Origin of the sequence: Chryseobacterium daecheongense, assembly GCF_003729955.1 — a bacterium.
GTDB classification, from domain to species: domain Bacteria; phylum Bacteroidota; class Bacteroidia; order Flavobacteriales; family Weeksellaceae; genus Chryseobacterium; species Chryseobacterium daecheongense.
The window spans coordinates 114,007-131,509 of record NZ_RJTX01000003.1 but is presented as its reverse complement, the minus strand read 5'-3'; the positions used below and the strand labels follow the sequence as shown (position 1 = coordinate 131,509).

At 36.8% G+C, this 17,503-nt stretch carries 9 protein-coding genes; 1 reads left to right on the top strand and 8 read right to left on the bottom strand.

Translation table 11 applies throughout. From position 1 onward, the window contains the following. Nucleotides 1-146: 146 nt before the first annotated feature. The 8 genes from trmB to tsf all read right to left on the bottom strand — a co-directional run bounded on the left by trmB (nucleotide 147) and on the right by tsf (nucleotide 16,618). A complete protein-coding gene (trmB, locus tag EGI05_RS13135) occupies nucleotides 147-824 on the bottom strand; it encodes a tRNA (guanosine(46)-N7)-methyltransferase TrmB (protein WP_123263505.1) in 678 nt (225 codons plus the stop codon). Nucleotides 825-906: 82 nt separating this feature from the next. Then, nucleotides 907-1,686 carry a DUF6759 domain-containing protein gene (locus tag EGI05_RS13130; protein ID WP_123263504.1) on the bottom strand — a complete coding sequence of 260 codons (780 nt, stop codon included), beginning with the start codon at nucleotides 1,684-1,686 and terminating at the stop codon, nucleotides 907-909. A 202-nt stretch (nucleotides 1,687-1,888) separates the two neighbouring features. Continuing rightward, nucleotides 1,889-2,680, bottom strand: a complete 792-nt coding sequence (locus EGI05_RS13125; RefSeq protein ID WP_123263503.1) for a hypothetical protein — start codon at nucleotides 2,678-2,680, stop codon at nucleotides 1,889-1,891. Between the two features lie 134 nt (nucleotides 2,681-2,814). Next, nucleotides 2,815-6,222, bottom strand: coding sequence for a T9SS type B sorting domain-containing protein (locus tag EGI05_RS13120; protein ID WP_123263502.1), 3,408 nt, complete (start codon nucleotides 6,220-6,222; stop codon nucleotides 2,815-2,817). 114 nt (nucleotides 6,223-6,336) lie between these two features. Beyond that, the gene (locus EGI05_RS13115) at nucleotides 6,337-9,150 is read right to left on the bottom strand and encodes a T9SS type B sorting domain-containing protein (RefSeq protein WP_123263501.1); all 2,814 of its coding nucleotides are present in this window, start codon (nucleotides 9,148-9,150) and stop codon (nucleotides 6,337-6,339) included. 145 nt (nucleotides 9,151-9,295) lie between these two features. After that, nucleotides 9,296-12,127 carry a T9SS type B sorting domain-containing protein gene (locus EGI05_RS13110; RefSeq protein ID WP_123263500.1) on the bottom strand — a complete coding sequence of 944 codons (2,832 nt, stop codon included), beginning with the start codon at nucleotides 12,125-12,127 and terminating at the stop codon, nucleotides 9,296-9,298. Nucleotides 12,128-12,205: 78 nt separating this feature from the next. After that, complete coding sequence (locus EGI05_RS13105) at nucleotides 12,206-15,553, bottom strand: T9SS type B sorting domain-containing protein (RefSeq protein ID WP_123263499.1); 3,348 nt, start codon at nucleotides 15,551-15,553, stop codon at nucleotides 12,206-12,208. 237 nt (nucleotides 15,554-15,790) lie between these two features. After that, nucleotides 15,791-16,618: a translation elongation factor Ts gene (gene tsf, locus EGI05_RS13100; RefSeq protein ID WP_123263498.1), complete on the bottom strand. Its 828-nt coding sequence runs from the start codon at nucleotides 16,616-16,618 to the stop codon at nucleotides 15,791-15,793. 145 nt (nucleotides 16,619-16,763) lie between these two features. Between tsf and EGI05_RS13095 the strand changes: the two genes are divergently transcribed. Continuing rightward, nucleotides 16,764-17,465, top strand: a complete 702-nt coding sequence (locus EGI05_RS13095) for a DUF6759 domain-containing protein (protein WP_123263497.1) — start codon at nucleotides 16,764-16,766, stop codon at nucleotides 17,463-17,465. Nucleotides 17,466-17,503: the final 38 nt, after the last annotated feature.

Below are 17,503 nucleotides of genomic sequence, written 5' to 3'. Positions count from 1 at the left end.
TTATAATATATGCAAAAAACAGGTTGTAAAATTTTACAACCCGTATGCTGTTTTAAGTGAAGCTTTCACTTAATTTATTTGTTAACTAGTAAAGTTTTTAGAAGTTGAGAGGACTTTTATCATCATTGTTTTTGTTGTTTTTTTATTTATTTGATTCGAAATTTAATATAAGTGATGGTTTTCCCTTTTGCAGAGAATAACTCTTCGTAATAGGTCTTTATATCTCTTAAATGCGGTGTATTCGGATCATATTCCGGAGCACCGTAAATATCATGATGTGCTGTAATAATTTCATAACCGGCACCTTGCAGATAACCCAACGTATATCCATGAAGGAATTCAGAGTCTGTTTTTAGATGAATGATTCCTCCTGGCTTAAGGAATTTTTTATATCGGTTTAAAAAGTCAGGGTGTGTCAGTCTGTGTTTGGTACGCTTGTATTTGATTTGAGGGTCAGGGAAAGTAATCCAGATTTCATCCACTTCATTTTCGTCAAAAAAGCAGTCAACCAATTCGATCTGTGTTCTTAAGAATGCAACATTGTTCATGTTATTTTCCACCGCTTCCTTTGCTCCGAACCAAAATCTTGCTCCCTTTATATCGATCCCGATAAAGTTTTTTTCAGGAAATGTTTTAGCAAGTCCTACAGAATATTCTCCTTTTCCACATCCCAATTCAAGAACGATAGGATTGTCGTTTTTAAAGAATTCCGATCTCCATTTTCCTTTAAGTTCAAAGCCGCTTAACGCCTCTTCTCTTGTAGGCTGGATAACGTTTGGCAGTAATTTATTTTCTGCGAATCTCGCTAATTTATTTTTCCCCATGAGTAAGATATAAAACGCTGCAAAAATAGGAAAAAATTACCTATAATCTCCTGCTTTTATTCGTACGACAACAAGAAGGGAATTATTTCCCGGAAGATCCCAGAGCCACCATAAGAGGTTTTTGGATAGTCTTCTGAGAAGCGTACTGAGCACCGCAAACAAGGCTTGTGAAAAGATAATCTCCTTTTTCCACTACAATGGAATTATCATTATGGGCGGGAACAGCCAGCCTGTATTTTGTATTTCCTACTCCTTCCATTCTTACAATAATATTGCAATCAGACTTATTCTCAATAAGAACGATACATTCTTTACTGTTCGGATCGTTATCAAATAAAGAGTTTAGAATTTTAACTGTTTTATTTTTGTGCTCCACAGGAGAAACACTCATTAGCATATTGAACTCTTCAGCTTCAGCATCAGGAATAGCGGCAACATTGGAAGTGGCAGCTGTATTGGCTACAAAAACATTTTGTGCATTACTTGGAGTATACTGTACAGTAGATTGTTTGGCTGCTAACTCAGCTTTATACTTGGCAATCTGCTTTTGTTTGATAATGGCATTCATCTCATCAAAAGAGATTTTGGTTGAAGGTCTTCTTTTTAACAAAGCCAGCATTTCCTGCATCTGTTTTACCTTTTGATCTGCCGGGTGAGCCGTTTTAATGTATTCTTTCATCATTTCCATCACTCTTGGCTTAAGCACAGATCTGCGAGGATCATCGGGATGAGCATCTCTTAAAAAAGCATTGATCTCGTAGATGTTTTTGCTTTTTAAAATATTACTGTAATCCTTATCCTTTTTCTGGGCAGAAACATTAAAGAATAAGACGGCACTAAAGAGTAAAACTAATTTTTTCATTCACTAATATCTAAGTTAAAAAGTAGCGTTTTTTTCTCTAACTTGTGTTTTTTGTTATTAGTGTTTATCTCTAAACGAGATTATTTTATTTTTATTTTAAACACTCACAGGTGAGATAAAAATAAAACATATTTTTCACTTTTTTTAAAGAAATTATACTGCAAAAAATTACAACATCTTTTTTTTAAACACTATATTTATATTATTGATTTATAACTTCCTGAAGATGAGAGTTTTTAAGTCGTTTCTGGTAAATTGGCAAATATTTTTCAATCGGAATTTTCACAGCTTCAAAATTTCCGGAAAGAATATATGGTTGTATATTTTCTGAGGTATACACAAACTGAAGGAAGTTATCAATCAGGTTTTCCGGAATTTTAAATCTCAGAAAATAATCTTTTCCCAAATAATTTTTAATTTGAGCAATGGAACTATTCATTCTTTCGTAAGCAACATAACGCTGTTTCTTCTTTCGTTCCCCGGATAAAATATCGTAGATGCTTTCAATACTTATGGTAAGTCCGCCGTCTCTTAAGCCTGCAACAGGAAGCTCAGGTGGGGTTCCGTCGCCTTTAGGTTCAGGTAAGCCAATTGCTTTTTTAATGGCTAAACCTTTATCTTCTTTTTTCAAGGAATTAACATCATATCTCAAGTTACCGGTAGGTTTAAATCTGCTGAGCACAATTTCCTGAATTTCCTGATAGGCAATTTTTAATTCAATTAAATTTCGGGTTCCGAACATTTGAGGAGAAAGCTTGATATCTTTCCTTTCGGTGACGATAGAGGTAAAGCGGATAATGTCCCCCGGATTAGCCTGAATATTAAAGCTCCCGTTATAATCCGTTAAAACAGTTTTCTGAGTATTAAGATTGGTTACATATACCTGGTTTAGGTATAAAATGGAATTATCCCTTAGAAATACTTCGCCGGAGTATAATTGTGCATTGATCTTTGCCAAAAAAACCAATAGCAAAAGAGTAATAAGTTTCTTCATATAATAGGGCAAAATTACACAGAATACCCCAATTTATGCTTATTTACAATATTTGGAAGTGGTTAAAGTTATATTAAACTTTTTCCGGAATTGTTAATGAATGTTATAATTCCATGGATCTGTATACCCATCATCTAATTATTTCTGTTTTTCACCAATAGCCAGCTGGTATATTTTACAGTAGTATTAGTCCCGAACTCAGTCCAGCTTATAAAATACCAATAAGTTGCCGTGTAAACATGTCTTCCGCCAACTCTTCCGTCCCATGTATATCTGTTTGATGGAGCACCTCTGAAAATTTCGGCTCCATATCTGTCAAAGATTCGGAATTCCAGGTTAGTGTTTTCCATTAGGGAAGAGTAATCAATGTCATCATTATGTCCGTCATCATTAGGCGTAATAGTATTGATCAAATTGATAAGAACAAAGCGTTTTTCAATAACAGCACAGTTTTGGGAATCTCTTACATAAGCAGTATGGTTTCCTCTTGGAACATTATAAAAAACTGCTGAGCTTTGCCATGTAACCCCGTCTAAGGAGTATTGATATGGTGGAGTTCCACCGCTTACCCCAATAGTAACAGTAGAATCATTGATGTCGATAGAAATAATCTCAGGAAGAGGAGATTCAGTTACATTTACATTTTGTCTGTAAACGCAACCGTTGAATGTAAGGTCTACCCAATAATTTCCAATGCTCACATTGGTAATGGAAGGCGTTGTAGCTCCCGTGCTCCATAAATAACTTTGGAATCCTGGTCCTGCATCTAAAGTGGTTGTGGTCTTAGCACAGATAATCTTGTCTGTAAGAATATCCGATTTCTTGGGTGTTTTAATATTAATACCAAGTGTGCCTACTTCCGGACAGACCCCCGGTTTTTCAAATCTCACAAAAATAGTCTGAGCGGTATTAATACTTACAGGATTAGTTAAAGGGTTGATATCATTCTGTGCATCAGCTAAACTGGCATGAAAGCTAAACGTTACGTTAGGATCCGTAGTAAATTGGTTCATGAATTGCAGTAAATCAACTAGAAGGATACCATCAAGATCATTGTCACAGATAGTTTGAGTTACCGAACTCGTAATGAGAGGAATCTTAGCACCAATGCTAAAATTTAAAGGCTTAATTACAGCAGCACATCCGTCGGGAGAATCTACCCGGATATAAATTGTTGTTGGAGCAGTATAGCTCCAGTTATTAGGAAGTGTATTGGCATTTCCTGCATTAGCATCCGTTAGGTTGGCATAATATCTTACATTGGTAAAATAGGTTGGGTTGTTGAGAACAATAGGAGTAATGCTTGATAAAACTATATTAACTGTGCCATCTAAATTATCATCACAGAAAACACCATTATAATTATCCACTACTATTGCCAGGTTATATAAGTTAAGTGTAATCTGGGCAATACTTTTACAGCCGAGGGAATTTTTTACCACTGCGTAAACAATCGTCCCGTTCGGAGCAGTATATGTTGTAGGAGTAGTGATCAATGCACCCGGATTTTCCGTTTGAGCATCTGCTAAGGTGGGGTAGTAAGTAATCGTAACAGGTGAACTGGTAGTAACAGTTGCTGTAGTCAGATTGAAAGTTCCCTGACCATTAATATTACAGGCATTGATTGTTGTATTCTGGACAGGAATAGACTGAATATTGATTGTTACTGTTACTGTTTCACAATCCGGGAAATCAGGATTATTTCCACAGAACGAATACACGAAAGTATCTGTTCCTGTAGTTCCGGGATTGGTAACGGTATAGGTGATTACTCCGGTTGTAGGATTTACAACAGCGGTTCCTAAGGTAGGTTGTGTGGTAATTGCTACAGTTGAAGGAACCGGAGTCTGAGTAGAACTACTGAAAGTCGGAGTAATAGTTTGTGAAGTACAGACATTATAAGTTGCCGTGCTTAGTTTTGTACAATTTAAAACTTTGAACTGTTCCGTTACCAAAGGAGCACAGCTTCCCATTGTTACTGAACAAGTATAATAACCTGACTGAGTAGGAGAGTATGATGCTCCTGTAGCTCCTGGGATTAGGTTACCATTGACATACCATTGATAGGTATCATAAATCACGGGATCTACTGTAAGTATGATTCCGGGAACACAATCTCCACCTGATTTCAGGATAACCGGCTGAGTGGGGAAGCCGGCAAAAAAACCTCCATATCCCACCGCGTCACTTCCTGCATTGATTCCCGCGGTAATAGCCTTACTTGAAACAACGGTGATGTTTCCGGATACGTTTGGAATTCCATAGGTCACCCAATTGTTGGTTCCGGTCATATTGAAAGGTCCAGTAGCTGCTGGAGGAACAGCACCATTTACGGTAACAATAGCTCCTTTTTCAGTAATAAGATTGAGTTTTGTAGGAATATTTAAGATCCCGGAAGGGTTGTTATTAGAATGAACGAAATTTTCATCAATAAATCCGAGTTCATTGATTTGTTTAGGTAAATAACAGTTAAGGGCAGGTATAAAATTGAATCCTCCAGTGGCCACTTCATTTCCTGTTGTTGCAGCCCCTGCAAGCATCTGGTACACATATGCATTTTTAGAGGTCTTCATGTACAGATTATAATGTCCTGTAGTTCCCTGCAGAATAAATTTGGTATCAGGAACTACAAAATATTGGCCTGTATTTAAAGTAGCAATGGGTGGGATTTCATTATTGACAAAAATCTGAGTATTATCTTCTGTGGCAATTACTAATGCTCCTTCCATATTGGAGCCTATATTGCCATTTCCTTTTACCAGAGCAAATTCAGTTCCCAACCTTTCAACGGGAACAGCCTGATCCATCAGGATATCAGAGCTTGTAGCAAAATTTCCCGCATATTGGCCATTGAAATTTCCGTTGGTGATATTAACGGGTTTATTTGCCGTGATTTTAGCTCCGATAAAACCGTCAAAATTTCCTGTGATATTTCCTATTCCATCAATAATATAAGATTGGCCTTTATTTAAAGTAAAGGTCATTGTTGGGTTGGTTGCCCCGGTTGTTCCATTAGAAAACTGAACGGTAGGTTTATATCCTGAAACGGTTATCGTGGTATTGTCTTCTGTTGCCAAAATACTTGACATAAAATTGAGGATGCCGTTGCTAACTGTAATTGGGGCATGAGCAGCATAGAAATTTTTTCCGGTGGATGGAATCCCTTTCGAGGTAATAATTTCTGCGTGGTTGAATACCGAAAATCTTAAATTGGCATAAAATGGGAATTCCGCCTTCAGATAAAGTCCCTTGGATGTTGGGGTAAATAAATCCGCTTGTTGTGTGGTAATGATATAGTCTCTTAATACATCAAATTTCTGGGGATTATTCTTACTGATGATTATGTTTCCAATCAGGGTGTTATTATTATAAATGCTTACTGCAAAAGGAGTTGTCCTGTTAGTCGATAAATAAAGTCTCTGATAAGGATTGGGGTTATTGGTTCTGTCTACCATCGGGGCAAACCAGTGCTCACGGTCCAATTGTGCAAAAGTGGAGGTGAAAATAAAAAGTATAAATAGAAAAGATAGAATTTTCTTCATTTAGGACTGGCTTTTATCACAAATTTAATAATAAAAAGTATTAATTGCTTGAAAAAATAATAAAAAAACCACGATTGGGAAATCGTGGTTTTTTATAAAATATTAATAAGAGGATTATTCTCTGTTTTTCACTAATATCCAACCAGTGAATTTAATTGGCGTTTGTTTGCTGTTCGGTTCATTCCATCCGATTTCAAACCAATAGTTACCTGTTTGTACTCTCTTGGTTCCGTTTGAAGTTCCGTTCCACTTATAGCCGTTGGATTTATCAGCCTGGTAAATTTTGCTTCCGTATCTGTCGAAGATATTGAATACTAAATTATTCTTAGTTGCTAATGCGGAATAATCCACAAAATCATTAATTCCGTCTTCGTTTGGAGTGATTACGTTGATCAAGTTAGGAATTGTAATTGCCACATCTATTGGCTCACAGTCATAAGCATCTTTTACATATACTTTGACATCACCTCTCGCTACATCTGTAAACACATTGGAGTCTTGCCAGTTGATATTATCAATTGAATATTTATAAGGAGCAGTTCCTCCAACCACAGTTACCGTTACAGTAGTATTTGAAATATCAATGTTTGAAATAACAGGTTGTTCTGCAGGATAAACTTTTACAGTCTGAGTAGTGAAACACTCTCCTGTTTTTAATTTAACCCAATAAGTTCCAACACCTACGTTGTTAATAGACTGTGTGGTTGCTCCAGTACTCCATAAGTAAGATACAAATCCTGGTCCTGCATCTAATGTCGTTTTATCTTCCATACAGATGATTTTATCCTCCAATACAGCAGATTTCACAGGAGGCAAAACGGTAAGGGTAATTTCTGCTACTTTATAACATCCGTTAGCGTTGATAACTTTTACATACGCAACACCTGTAGGAGCAATATAATTATTAGGGTTTGTTATCTGGTTTGTTCCATTTACCGCATCGGTAGGAGACGGATAATATTCTTTGGTAACTCCGGTTTCTGAAGTTACTGTAGCTACCGTAAGATTAAATAACGCTGTTGCAGGATTAGATTCAATAAAACAAGATCTTAAATTTGCATTATTAACAACAGGACTTTTAGAAACTGTTAAATTTAAAGTGACTTTTTCACAGTCGATAAATTCAGGGGCATTGCCGCAGAATTTATACACCATTGAATCCGGACCAAAATATCCAAAGTTTGGAGTATAGTTGATCGCTCCGGTTACCGGATCTAATGTTGCTGTACCATTGGTTGGAGGCGTTACAATAGTTACAGTTCCCGGAACATAAGTTTGAGTAGAGCTGCTAAACTCAGGAACAATTGTCTGGTAGCCTTCACAAACTGTAAGTGATTTTGTACTTTCAAATAAGCAAGTGAACACTTTATATACAGGTGTTATGGCTGGAGGACAGCTTCCTACTGTAATTCTTGCCGTATAATTACCTGCCTGAGTAGGAGTATAAGAGTTACTTGTAGCTCCAGGAATAGGGTTACCATTCAAGAACCATTGGTATGTATCATAACTATCATCCACTTCTAATACGATACCAGGAATGCAATCTCCTGTTTGCTTAGAAATTAATGGGATAGATGAGAAACCTGCAAAATAACCACCATAACCGGCTGTACTATATCCTCCATTTACACCTGCTGTTACAGCTTTAGTGGATGTAACGGCAACATTCCCGGTAATTCCCTGGATAGCATAAGTTACCCATTGGTTGTTTCCGGTAAGTGGGAAAGGTCCCTGTGCAGCAGTAGGCGTTACACCATTCACGGTTACAGCAGCACCTGCTTCTGTTAAAATATTAAGTTTTAATGTTATAGCTGATGTAATGGTAGGCATTTCATTGATCTTACCGATTTCATCAATTTTTCTTGGTAAGAAACAGTTCAATGGTGGTATATAGTTATAGCCTCCTGTGTTATTAGCAGATCCTGCGCCAATTAATTGATATAAATATACATTCTTAGTCGTACGGATATACATGTTGGAATGTCCCCCTGTTTGTGTAGCATAAGCATTTGCTAAAATTCTGTAATAATCTCCTTCATTGATGGTTGCAACAGGAGTGGTACCATTATTAATATAAATTTCAGTATTATTATCTGTTGCTACAATAATTCCTCCTTCCATATTAGCTGTACTGGTGGAAATACTCTTTACCATAGCAAACTCATTCCCAAGACGATCGGTAGGTACGGATTGGTCCATGATAAGGTCGGAACCATCATTAGTACCCGTCGCATAAAATCCGTTAGCATTACCATTGGTAACGGAAATCGGTTTATTAGATTCAATCTTAGCCCCTATGAACCCTGTCTGGTTGGCCACAATGTTTGCTAAACCTGCTAAAATATAGGACTGCCCTTTATTTAAATTTACAGTAAGAGTTAATGGAGTTGGAGTAGATACATTGATGAACTGTACGTTCGGATCATATCCTGAAACCGTAACAGTCGTATTATCTTCAGTTGCCATAATTCCGGTAGTGAAGTTATTGGCAGTTGAACTATACATCAAAGGAGTAGCGGCAGCGTAGAACTTAGTTCCGATTCCGGCCTTTCCTTTACTTGTCACAATCTCACCATGCGCACTTTGAGCGATCCTCAAACTACAGAAATAAGGTTTATCCCCTTTAGTGTAAACTCCTATATTGGCAGGAACTGCTGCACTTGAAGCGGCGGTAGTTTGAATAAAGGCTCCTCCCAAAGTGAATGATTGTGGCGCTCCTTTACTAATCGTTACAGCTCCGATTTGAGTATTGTTGCTGTAAATCTTCACCTCAAAAGGTGTCGTGGAATCTGTAGAAAAATACAACGCATGATTATAGCCTGTGGTAGATGCAAAATATGGTGCAAACCAGTGATCTGTATCTCTTTGGGCGAATAATGTGCTGCATGATAATAAAATTAATACAAAAGAGAGTAGAAATTTTTTCATAAGCGTGGAATTTAGGATTTATGCAAAAATACTAGAATATTTAATATAACGTTAAAAATAATTCTCAAAAAAAACATTGAAAAGTATTAATAAAACAAAAAACCACGATTTTTATTATCGTGGTTTGTAATTTTTTTAAAAAAGTTTATTCTCTGTTCTTAACCAGTATCCAACCAGTGTACTTGATTGGGGTCTTTTCTGCATTTGGCTCAGTCCAGTTAATATGGTACCAATACGTTCCAGTTAAAATCTTTTTGTTAGAATGTCTTCCATCCCATTTATAATTGTTGAATTTGTCACCGGTAAATACCTTATTCCCGTATCTGTCATAGATCATAAAGCTAAGATCATTCTTATAAGATAGTTCGCTGTAATCAATATAATCATTTACATTGTCTCCGTTTGGAGTGATGGCGTTAATAAGATTTGGTACAGTGATTTCAACTGAGATAGGGGTACAATCGTAAGCATCTTTTACATAGAATGTATGCTGACCTCTGGAAAGATTATTGAATATATTGGAATCTTGCCAATTGGTTGTTCCGTCTACGGCATATTTGTATGGAGCTTTGCCTCCACTTACGATAACAGTTGCTGAGTTATTTGTAATCTGGATTTCTGTGATCACAGGATCCTGAGATTTTCTTACACGTACAAATTGTTTAATAGAACATCCGTTGTTTTCAAGAATAACCCAATATTCTCCAACTCCAACTCCCTGGATAGAAGGTGTTGTAGCCCCTGTGTTCCATTCATATGAGTTATAGCCAGGTCCTGCATTCAGAGTTGTTCTGTCTTCAATACAGATATACTGATCAACAAGAAGAGGAGACTTTTTGATAGGAAGTGCTATCAATTCAATTTTTGATATAGCAGAACATCCTTCATTGGTTGTTACTTTTACATATACGAAACCACCTGCTGAAGCATAATGTTCCGGATCCATAATCTGATTGCTTCCTGCGTTCAGGTCAATCATGCTAGGGTAATATTTTTTGATAATAGTTACTCCTGGTACAGGGGTAATAATATTTGCTGATGTAAGATCAAACAGAGCAGCAGGATCATTGTCATATTGACAAGCTTTTATTACCGCATCTTTTACCACAAAAGGAACTACTGTAAGATTTAAAGTGACCTGTTCGCAGTCAATAAACTCGGCAGCATTACCACAGAACTGATAAACGATTTGATCAGAACCTAAATAGTTGGCATTAGGAACGTAAGTAATAGCACCTGTTACCGGATTTAAAGTTGCAGTACCATGTGCTGGTGGTGTAAGTATTGTTACAGTACTTGCTACCGGAGTTTGTGTAGAAGATGAGAATGTCGGTGTGATAACTTTAGTAGCACAAATGTTCAATGCAGTAGTTGTCTTTTTTAAACAAGTATACACTTTGTAAATTGGTGTTACTGCAGCCTGACATGATCCCATAGTCACCTTCACCGTATAGTTACCGGCTTGTGTAGGAGAATAGGTAGAAGATGTAGCACCAGGAATAGCAGCGCCATTCAATTGCCATTGATATGTATCATAACCATCGTCTACTTCTAATATAATTCCAGGAACACATTCTCCTGTTTTCTTAGCAATTACAGGAATGGAAGAGAAACCTGCAAAATAACCTCCGTAACCGGCAGTACTATATCCTCCGTTGATCCCCGCTGTTACTGCTTTTGTAGAAGTAATGGTAAGATTGGCGATCGGTGCTGCTGGTATTGGAATTTCATAGGTTTGCCATAGGGTATTACCTGTTAATGGATAAGGTCCCTGAGCTGCTGTCGGAGGGATACCATTTACCAAAACGGTAGCACCGGTTTCGGTAACGACATTTAATTTTAAATTAATGGCTCCGGTAGAACCAGGCATTTCATTAATCTTTCCTATCTCATCAATTTTTCTAGGTAAGAAACAGTTCAATGGTGGAATATAGTTGAATCCTCCAGTGTTATTTTCAGTTCCTACACCTACTAATTGGTATAAGTATACATTCTTTGAAGTAGAAATAAACATGTTGAAGTGGCCGCTTCCTGCCGTCTGCTCAACATAATTGGTTTCGTTGATTCTGTACCATTGTCCGGCATTGATTGTAGCTAAAGGGGTAGTAGAACCATTTACAAATATCTGAGTGTTGTCTTCGGTTGCAATAATAAGACCTCCTTCCATGTTTTCACTTGGATCGGTCGACTTGGTTTTTACCATAGCAAAAGTATTTCCAAGTCGGTCAACCGGAACCGCCTGATCCAGAATGGCATCCGAACCTGAAGAACCTCCGGCTCCAAAGTTACCATTAACGCTTCCGTTTGTTAAGGTTATGGGTTTGTCCGATACAATTTTTGCTCCGATAAACCCTGTAGAGTTAGCTGCTGTAGCAGTACTTCCTGTTAAAAGAAATGATTTACCTTTATTTAATACAAAGGTGTGGGTGTTTCCTGTAGGAGTTCCTCCAACGAATACTATTCCCGGAGTTGCCCATGATACGGTTACAGTAGTATTATCTTCTGTTGCCAGAACCCCTGCTGTAAAATTATAACCTGTTCCTGGAGAGTTAGGGCTTGCTGCAACGTGAAAAGTCTTACCAATACCAGCTTTTCCTTTACTTGTTACAATCTCACCGTGAGAGCCATTAGCCATTCTTAAGCTGCAGTAAAAAGGCTTATCTGCTTTAAGATATAAACCTTTACCGATTACTTGGAATGCATCTGCAGTTGCAGTTCCTGCAATATCAGTAGCGGTAACTGTATAAGTCTTCGGGTCTCCTTTACTAATAGTAAGCGTAGTAAGAGGGGTTGGATTGTTGTTGGTATAAATCTTTACATCAAACGGAACAGTAGAATCTGTAGACAGATAGATGGTATTGGTATATGAACCTGCGGTCGTATAGTACGGCGCTATCCAATGTTCTGTATCCCTTTGAGCAAAGAGCGTATTAATTGTTAAAAAAACTAATACTAAACTAAGTAGAAATCTTTTCATAAGTGTGGAATTAGGATTTCTACAAAATTAAAATAATATTTGAAATATTCTTAATAAATTATAAAGAAAATTAAAAAATCACTCTCTATTCTTAATTAAAAGCCAGCCGGAATATGAAACTGGTAATTTGGTGTCAGGCTCTGTCCACTTCAAAAGATACCAGTAAGTTCCAGTAGGAAGACTTCTTCCTCCTGACTTTCCATCCCATGTATAGTTTTTATCAGAAGACCTGTAAACGGGAGCTCCGTATCGGTCAACGACCTCTATACTGACATTCTGTTTAATTCTTAAATCAGAATAATTTAAAACATCATTGATGCCGTCGCCATTAGGGGTGATGGCATTGATAAGATTTAAAATCAAAAATTCTTTAGTAACAGGTATGCACCCATCAGCTCCCAAGACATATACTTTATGAATTCCTCTTGGAAGACCTATAAAGAGGTTAGAAGGTTGATAATCAATTCCATTCAAAGAATATTGATGAGGAGGAGTTCCTCCGGAAACATGAATGGTAGCATTGGCGCCCGATGTTTCAATACTGGTAATGGTAGGACTTTGGGCAACAGTTACATTCACATGCTGACGGTACACACATCCGTTGAATCCTAAATCTACATAATAACTTCCTGCTCCCACTAATATGGTTTGTGTTGTAGCTCCTGTACTCCATAAATATGAAGTAAACCCTGCTCCAGGGTCAAGTGTTACTTTTTCACCCGGACATACCACCTGATCATGCAGAATATCAGATTTTTTAGGAGATTTTAAAGTTAATGTTAAAACTCCGGTATTTGGACATTCCGTAGGACTCACAAATCTTACATAATAAGTGTTGGTTGTCTGTAAAATTTGTGTAGCGGGGATTGCATTGGTTGTGGTCTGTGCATTGGCCAATGTGGTATAAAAAGTTAATGTTACATTAGGATCGGCAGTGAAAAGACCTTTATAATCATTAAGGTTGATATTTTCTGAACCGTTAATATCATTATCACAGACATTTACACTTACATTGCTGCTCAATAAAGTAATTTTGTTTCCGATTTTGAAATTGATCTGGCCAAAAACAGTAGGACATTCATTAGGAACAGCCGGATCTACTCTTACATAAACCGTAGTATTGGCTGTATAAGTCCAGTTAACAGGTAATGTATTATTATTTCCTGCATTGGCATCTGCTTGCACAAGATAATATCTTACGTTAAAGCTCGTAGAGTTATTTACGATCTGTGGAGTAATGCTTGCAAAATTAACGTTAATAATTCCATCAAAATTATCATCACAAAGATTAGCATTAAAATTATTGATGTTAATGTTAGGTGCCGGATTGGTCGTTAATGTTATCTGAGCTATTTTAGAACACCCGAGCGACGAGGTTACATTCGCATATACGGTTCCTGCCGGACCAGTATAAGTAGCCGGAGCAGTAATCTGTCCGGTTAGATTGGAATTGGTAAAATAAGTTACAGTAGTTCCGGTATCAGAAGTAACAACTGCGTTGGTCAAGTTAAATGTTCCATTACCGTTAGCATCAGTACAAGATGTTAAAGAGGCATTGTTTACCTGTAAAACATCAATATTGACAATGATTTTAAAATATTCAAAATCAGCAGGATTACCATTTCCTTCCACATAGTATACAAAAGAATCTGTAGTATCTGCAGTAAGTCCTGTATTCGGAGTATAGGTAATTTGTCCTGTTGTTGGATTTACAGTGGCTGTTCCTGAAGAAGGAGGTGCGATAATGCTAGTATGAGAGGGAACAATGGTTTGTGCTGATGCAGTGAAAACCGGAGAAATCACTTTGGTATTACATGAACCAATATTAAAAGTAGTGGTTGTAATAGGAGGACATAATGTATAATTATAAGGATTGGTAAGCTTGGATTCACAATTGTTTTTGGTAATTAAACAAGTATAAGTTCCAGTTCCATATAATTCTGGATTGATAGAATATGAAGTTGCTCCCGGAATTGGGTTCCCATTTAAATACCATTGATAGGCATCATATGTATTATCTACCTGAAGCAATACTCCTGTGTAACAGTCTCCGGTTTTGGAAATAGCCGGAACAGAAGAGAATCCTGCAAAATAGCCTCCATAACCTACTGCACCGCTTCCTGCTGCAATCCCTGCTGTAACGGATTTAGTAGAATTTACCGTGATATTTCCGGAAACATTCGCAACAGAATAACTAACCCAATTCGGATTCCCCGTTACGGGATAAGGTCCGTCGGTTGCCGAAATAGGGGTTCCGTTTAATGTGACCGCTGCTCCGGTTTGAGTAATGATATTCAGTTTTGTATTGAATGTCTGGGATCCGATGGTATTGATATATCCTATTTCATCAATTTTATTAGGCATGAAACAACTTAAAGGCGGAATAAAATTAAATCCACCTGTCGGATATTCATTTCCTCCGGAAACTCCAGCTAATAACTGATAAACATAAATATTTTTAGTGGAAGAAATGCTCATATTATAATGCCCGTTTCCTTGATTGATATAGCTGGAACTCGGCACCATATAATATTCTCCCGCATTGAGAGTGGTTCCTGTAGCTACACCATTAATGGTAATAGGAGTATTGTCTTCTGTTGCAATAATAAGCGCCCGCTCCATTTCTGAAGAAACAGATCCTTTTCCTTTTACTACGACGAAGTCTTTCCCTAATCTTTCTACGGGAACAGCCTGATCCATCAGGATATCATTGTTGGTAAGATTCAGATTGGTATAAATTCCATTGAAGTTTCCATTAGTTACCGAAATAGGTTTTGTTGCTACGATCTTAGCACCGACTAATCCGTCAAGATTATTAAAGCTATCTGTACTTATCGCATCTATGATGTATGATTGTCCCTTATTTAGGGTAAATGTTTTAGTAGGAGAGGAGGTCCCGTCAGAGAAAATAACGTTCGGATTATAGTCTGAAACAACAACGGAGGTATTATCTTCAGTAGCTGTAATTCCGATCATTGAATTCACATAAAGTGCAGTGCCAGTAATAGGTGCCATTGCTGCATAAAAAGTGGTTCCAAGCCCGGCTAACCCTTTAGAAGTAATGATTTCGGCATGATTGGTAACTGAAAATCTGTAATTGGCAAAAAACTTTTTCGGACCTTTTACATATAGCCCCATAGTGTTGGGTGTAAACAGATCGGACTGTATCGTAGCCAGCATGAAATCACTCGGAATGCTTACCTGAGCAGGATTTCCTTTAGAAACCTGTACCGTTGTAAATAAAGTATTATTGTTATAAATCTGCACCGAAAATGGTGTCGTTTCATTAGTAGATAGATATAGATAACTTTCAAGCCCATTGGTTCCTGATCTTGCGGCCATCGGTGCAAACCAATGGTCTGTATCTAATTGAGCATTAACGAATAAATAAAAAACTGTAAAAACAATTGATAGAATTTTTTTCATGCGTTCTTATAAAGGGGAGCAAATTTAAGCATTAATAATCAAACTTTTATATAAAAATTGAGAAGATAATTATGAAACACTTACATTGTGATATCCCTAAAGTTTATTCACATAAAATTAATATTCAAAAATCTTGATATTTATATATATGTGAATTATGAAATGGGTGATTGTTGAACGCAAAAAATCCCGGGAAAAATATTCGCCGGGATTTTTATATATTGGATAATTATTTGATTAAGCTAAGCTTACTCTGATAAATCCTGTAACTTTAAGATCTCCGTTTACAGATTTTACGTAGTCAGCAACAGATTGGTTTCCGTCTTTGATGAAAGCCTGGTGTACCAAAGTGTTCTCTTTGTAGAATTTCTGCATTTTACCTTTCAAGATGTTCTCGATGATGTTAGCAGGTTTTCCTTCTTTAGTTAAAAGTTCTCTTTCGATTTCTAATTCTTTATCGATAGTTTCCTGAGAAACAGCAGTTTCATCAAGAGCAATTGGGTTCATAGCAGCAACCTGCATAGAAACAGCTTTAGCAGCCTCATCAGCACCATCTACTCTAGCAGAAAGAGCTGTGATAGCAGCGATTTTGTTTCCAGCGTGGATATAAGCTCCTAAGAATGGACCTTCGATTCTTTCGAAAGCACCGATCTCGATTTTCTCACCGATAACTCCAGTTTGCTCAACTAATTTTTCAGCAACAGTGATTCCGTGGAAGTCAGTAGCTAAAAGTTCTTCTTTGTTAGCAGCAAAAATAGCCATTTCAGCTAATTCATAAGCTAACTCGATGAACGCTTCGTTTTTAGCAACGAAGTCAGTTTCACAATTTAAAGAGATGATAGCTCCTAAAGTGTTATCTTCGTTTACTCTAGCGATAACTGCACCTTCAGTAGATTCTCTGTCAGCTCTGTTCGCAGCAACTTTCTGTCCTTTTTTTCTAAGGATCTCGATTGCTTTTTCGAAATCTCCTTCAGCTTCAACTAAAGCTTTTTTGCAGTCCATCATACCTGCACCTGTTGTGTTTCTTAATTTTGCTACGTCTGCAGCAGCTGGTGTATAAGACATAATATTTATTATTTTTTTTATTTAAAACGTGGTATTGATTTTTAGTTTATTTTTGAGCAGTGCAAAGATAATGATTTTAATGATAAACTAAAAAATGACTTTTTACGTTATTTAGTTGTTTAATAAATTTTTTAATGTTTAGTTAATGAAAAAAATATTTCTTCTCATATTTTTATGCATATTTTGCCTCGGTTTTTCTCAAAAAAAGAAAAAAGCCAAGTCAAAAGCCGTGGTAGAAAAAGAAACAATGATTATCTACACGGAAACAGATGCAGAAAGTAGTAAGGAAGCAAGAGTGATCGCCGGATTTTTGAAACAGAATCCGAATCACCCTAAAACCGACTATTTTAAGAGAAAACTAATGGAAATTATCATGGCAGATAATTCTCCGGAAGCAAAACCTACCATCACTCCGATGAGTAAAAAAGAAGTGGAGAAAATGGTTAATAATAATGAACTGAATAATTCTAAAACGCTGGCTTCTAATACAAAAAGCGCGACTCCGGAAAGAACAGTCAATTATGCAAGTGTAGGAACCGTAAGCAAAAAATCGGAGCCCAGTGAAAAAAATAAAAGAACGGCAGCCATGCTGACGCATATTTTTAATAATGATCCGATGGATAAAGAAGCTTATATTAATATTAAGAACAGATCAAAATGTAATCTGATCGTTAAAATAAGCGGTAAAAAATACTACAATCTGGATGTTCCTGCTAAAGGACAAAATTTTATTCTGATTGATAAAGGGGAATATATTTTAACAACCATGGTTTGCGACGCCAAATATTCTTCACTAAAGAAAATCAATAAGGATATTGAAATTGAATTGAATGTAAGTGAAGATTAAATAAAAGTAATAATAAAAAAAACGGTTAAGATATTTCT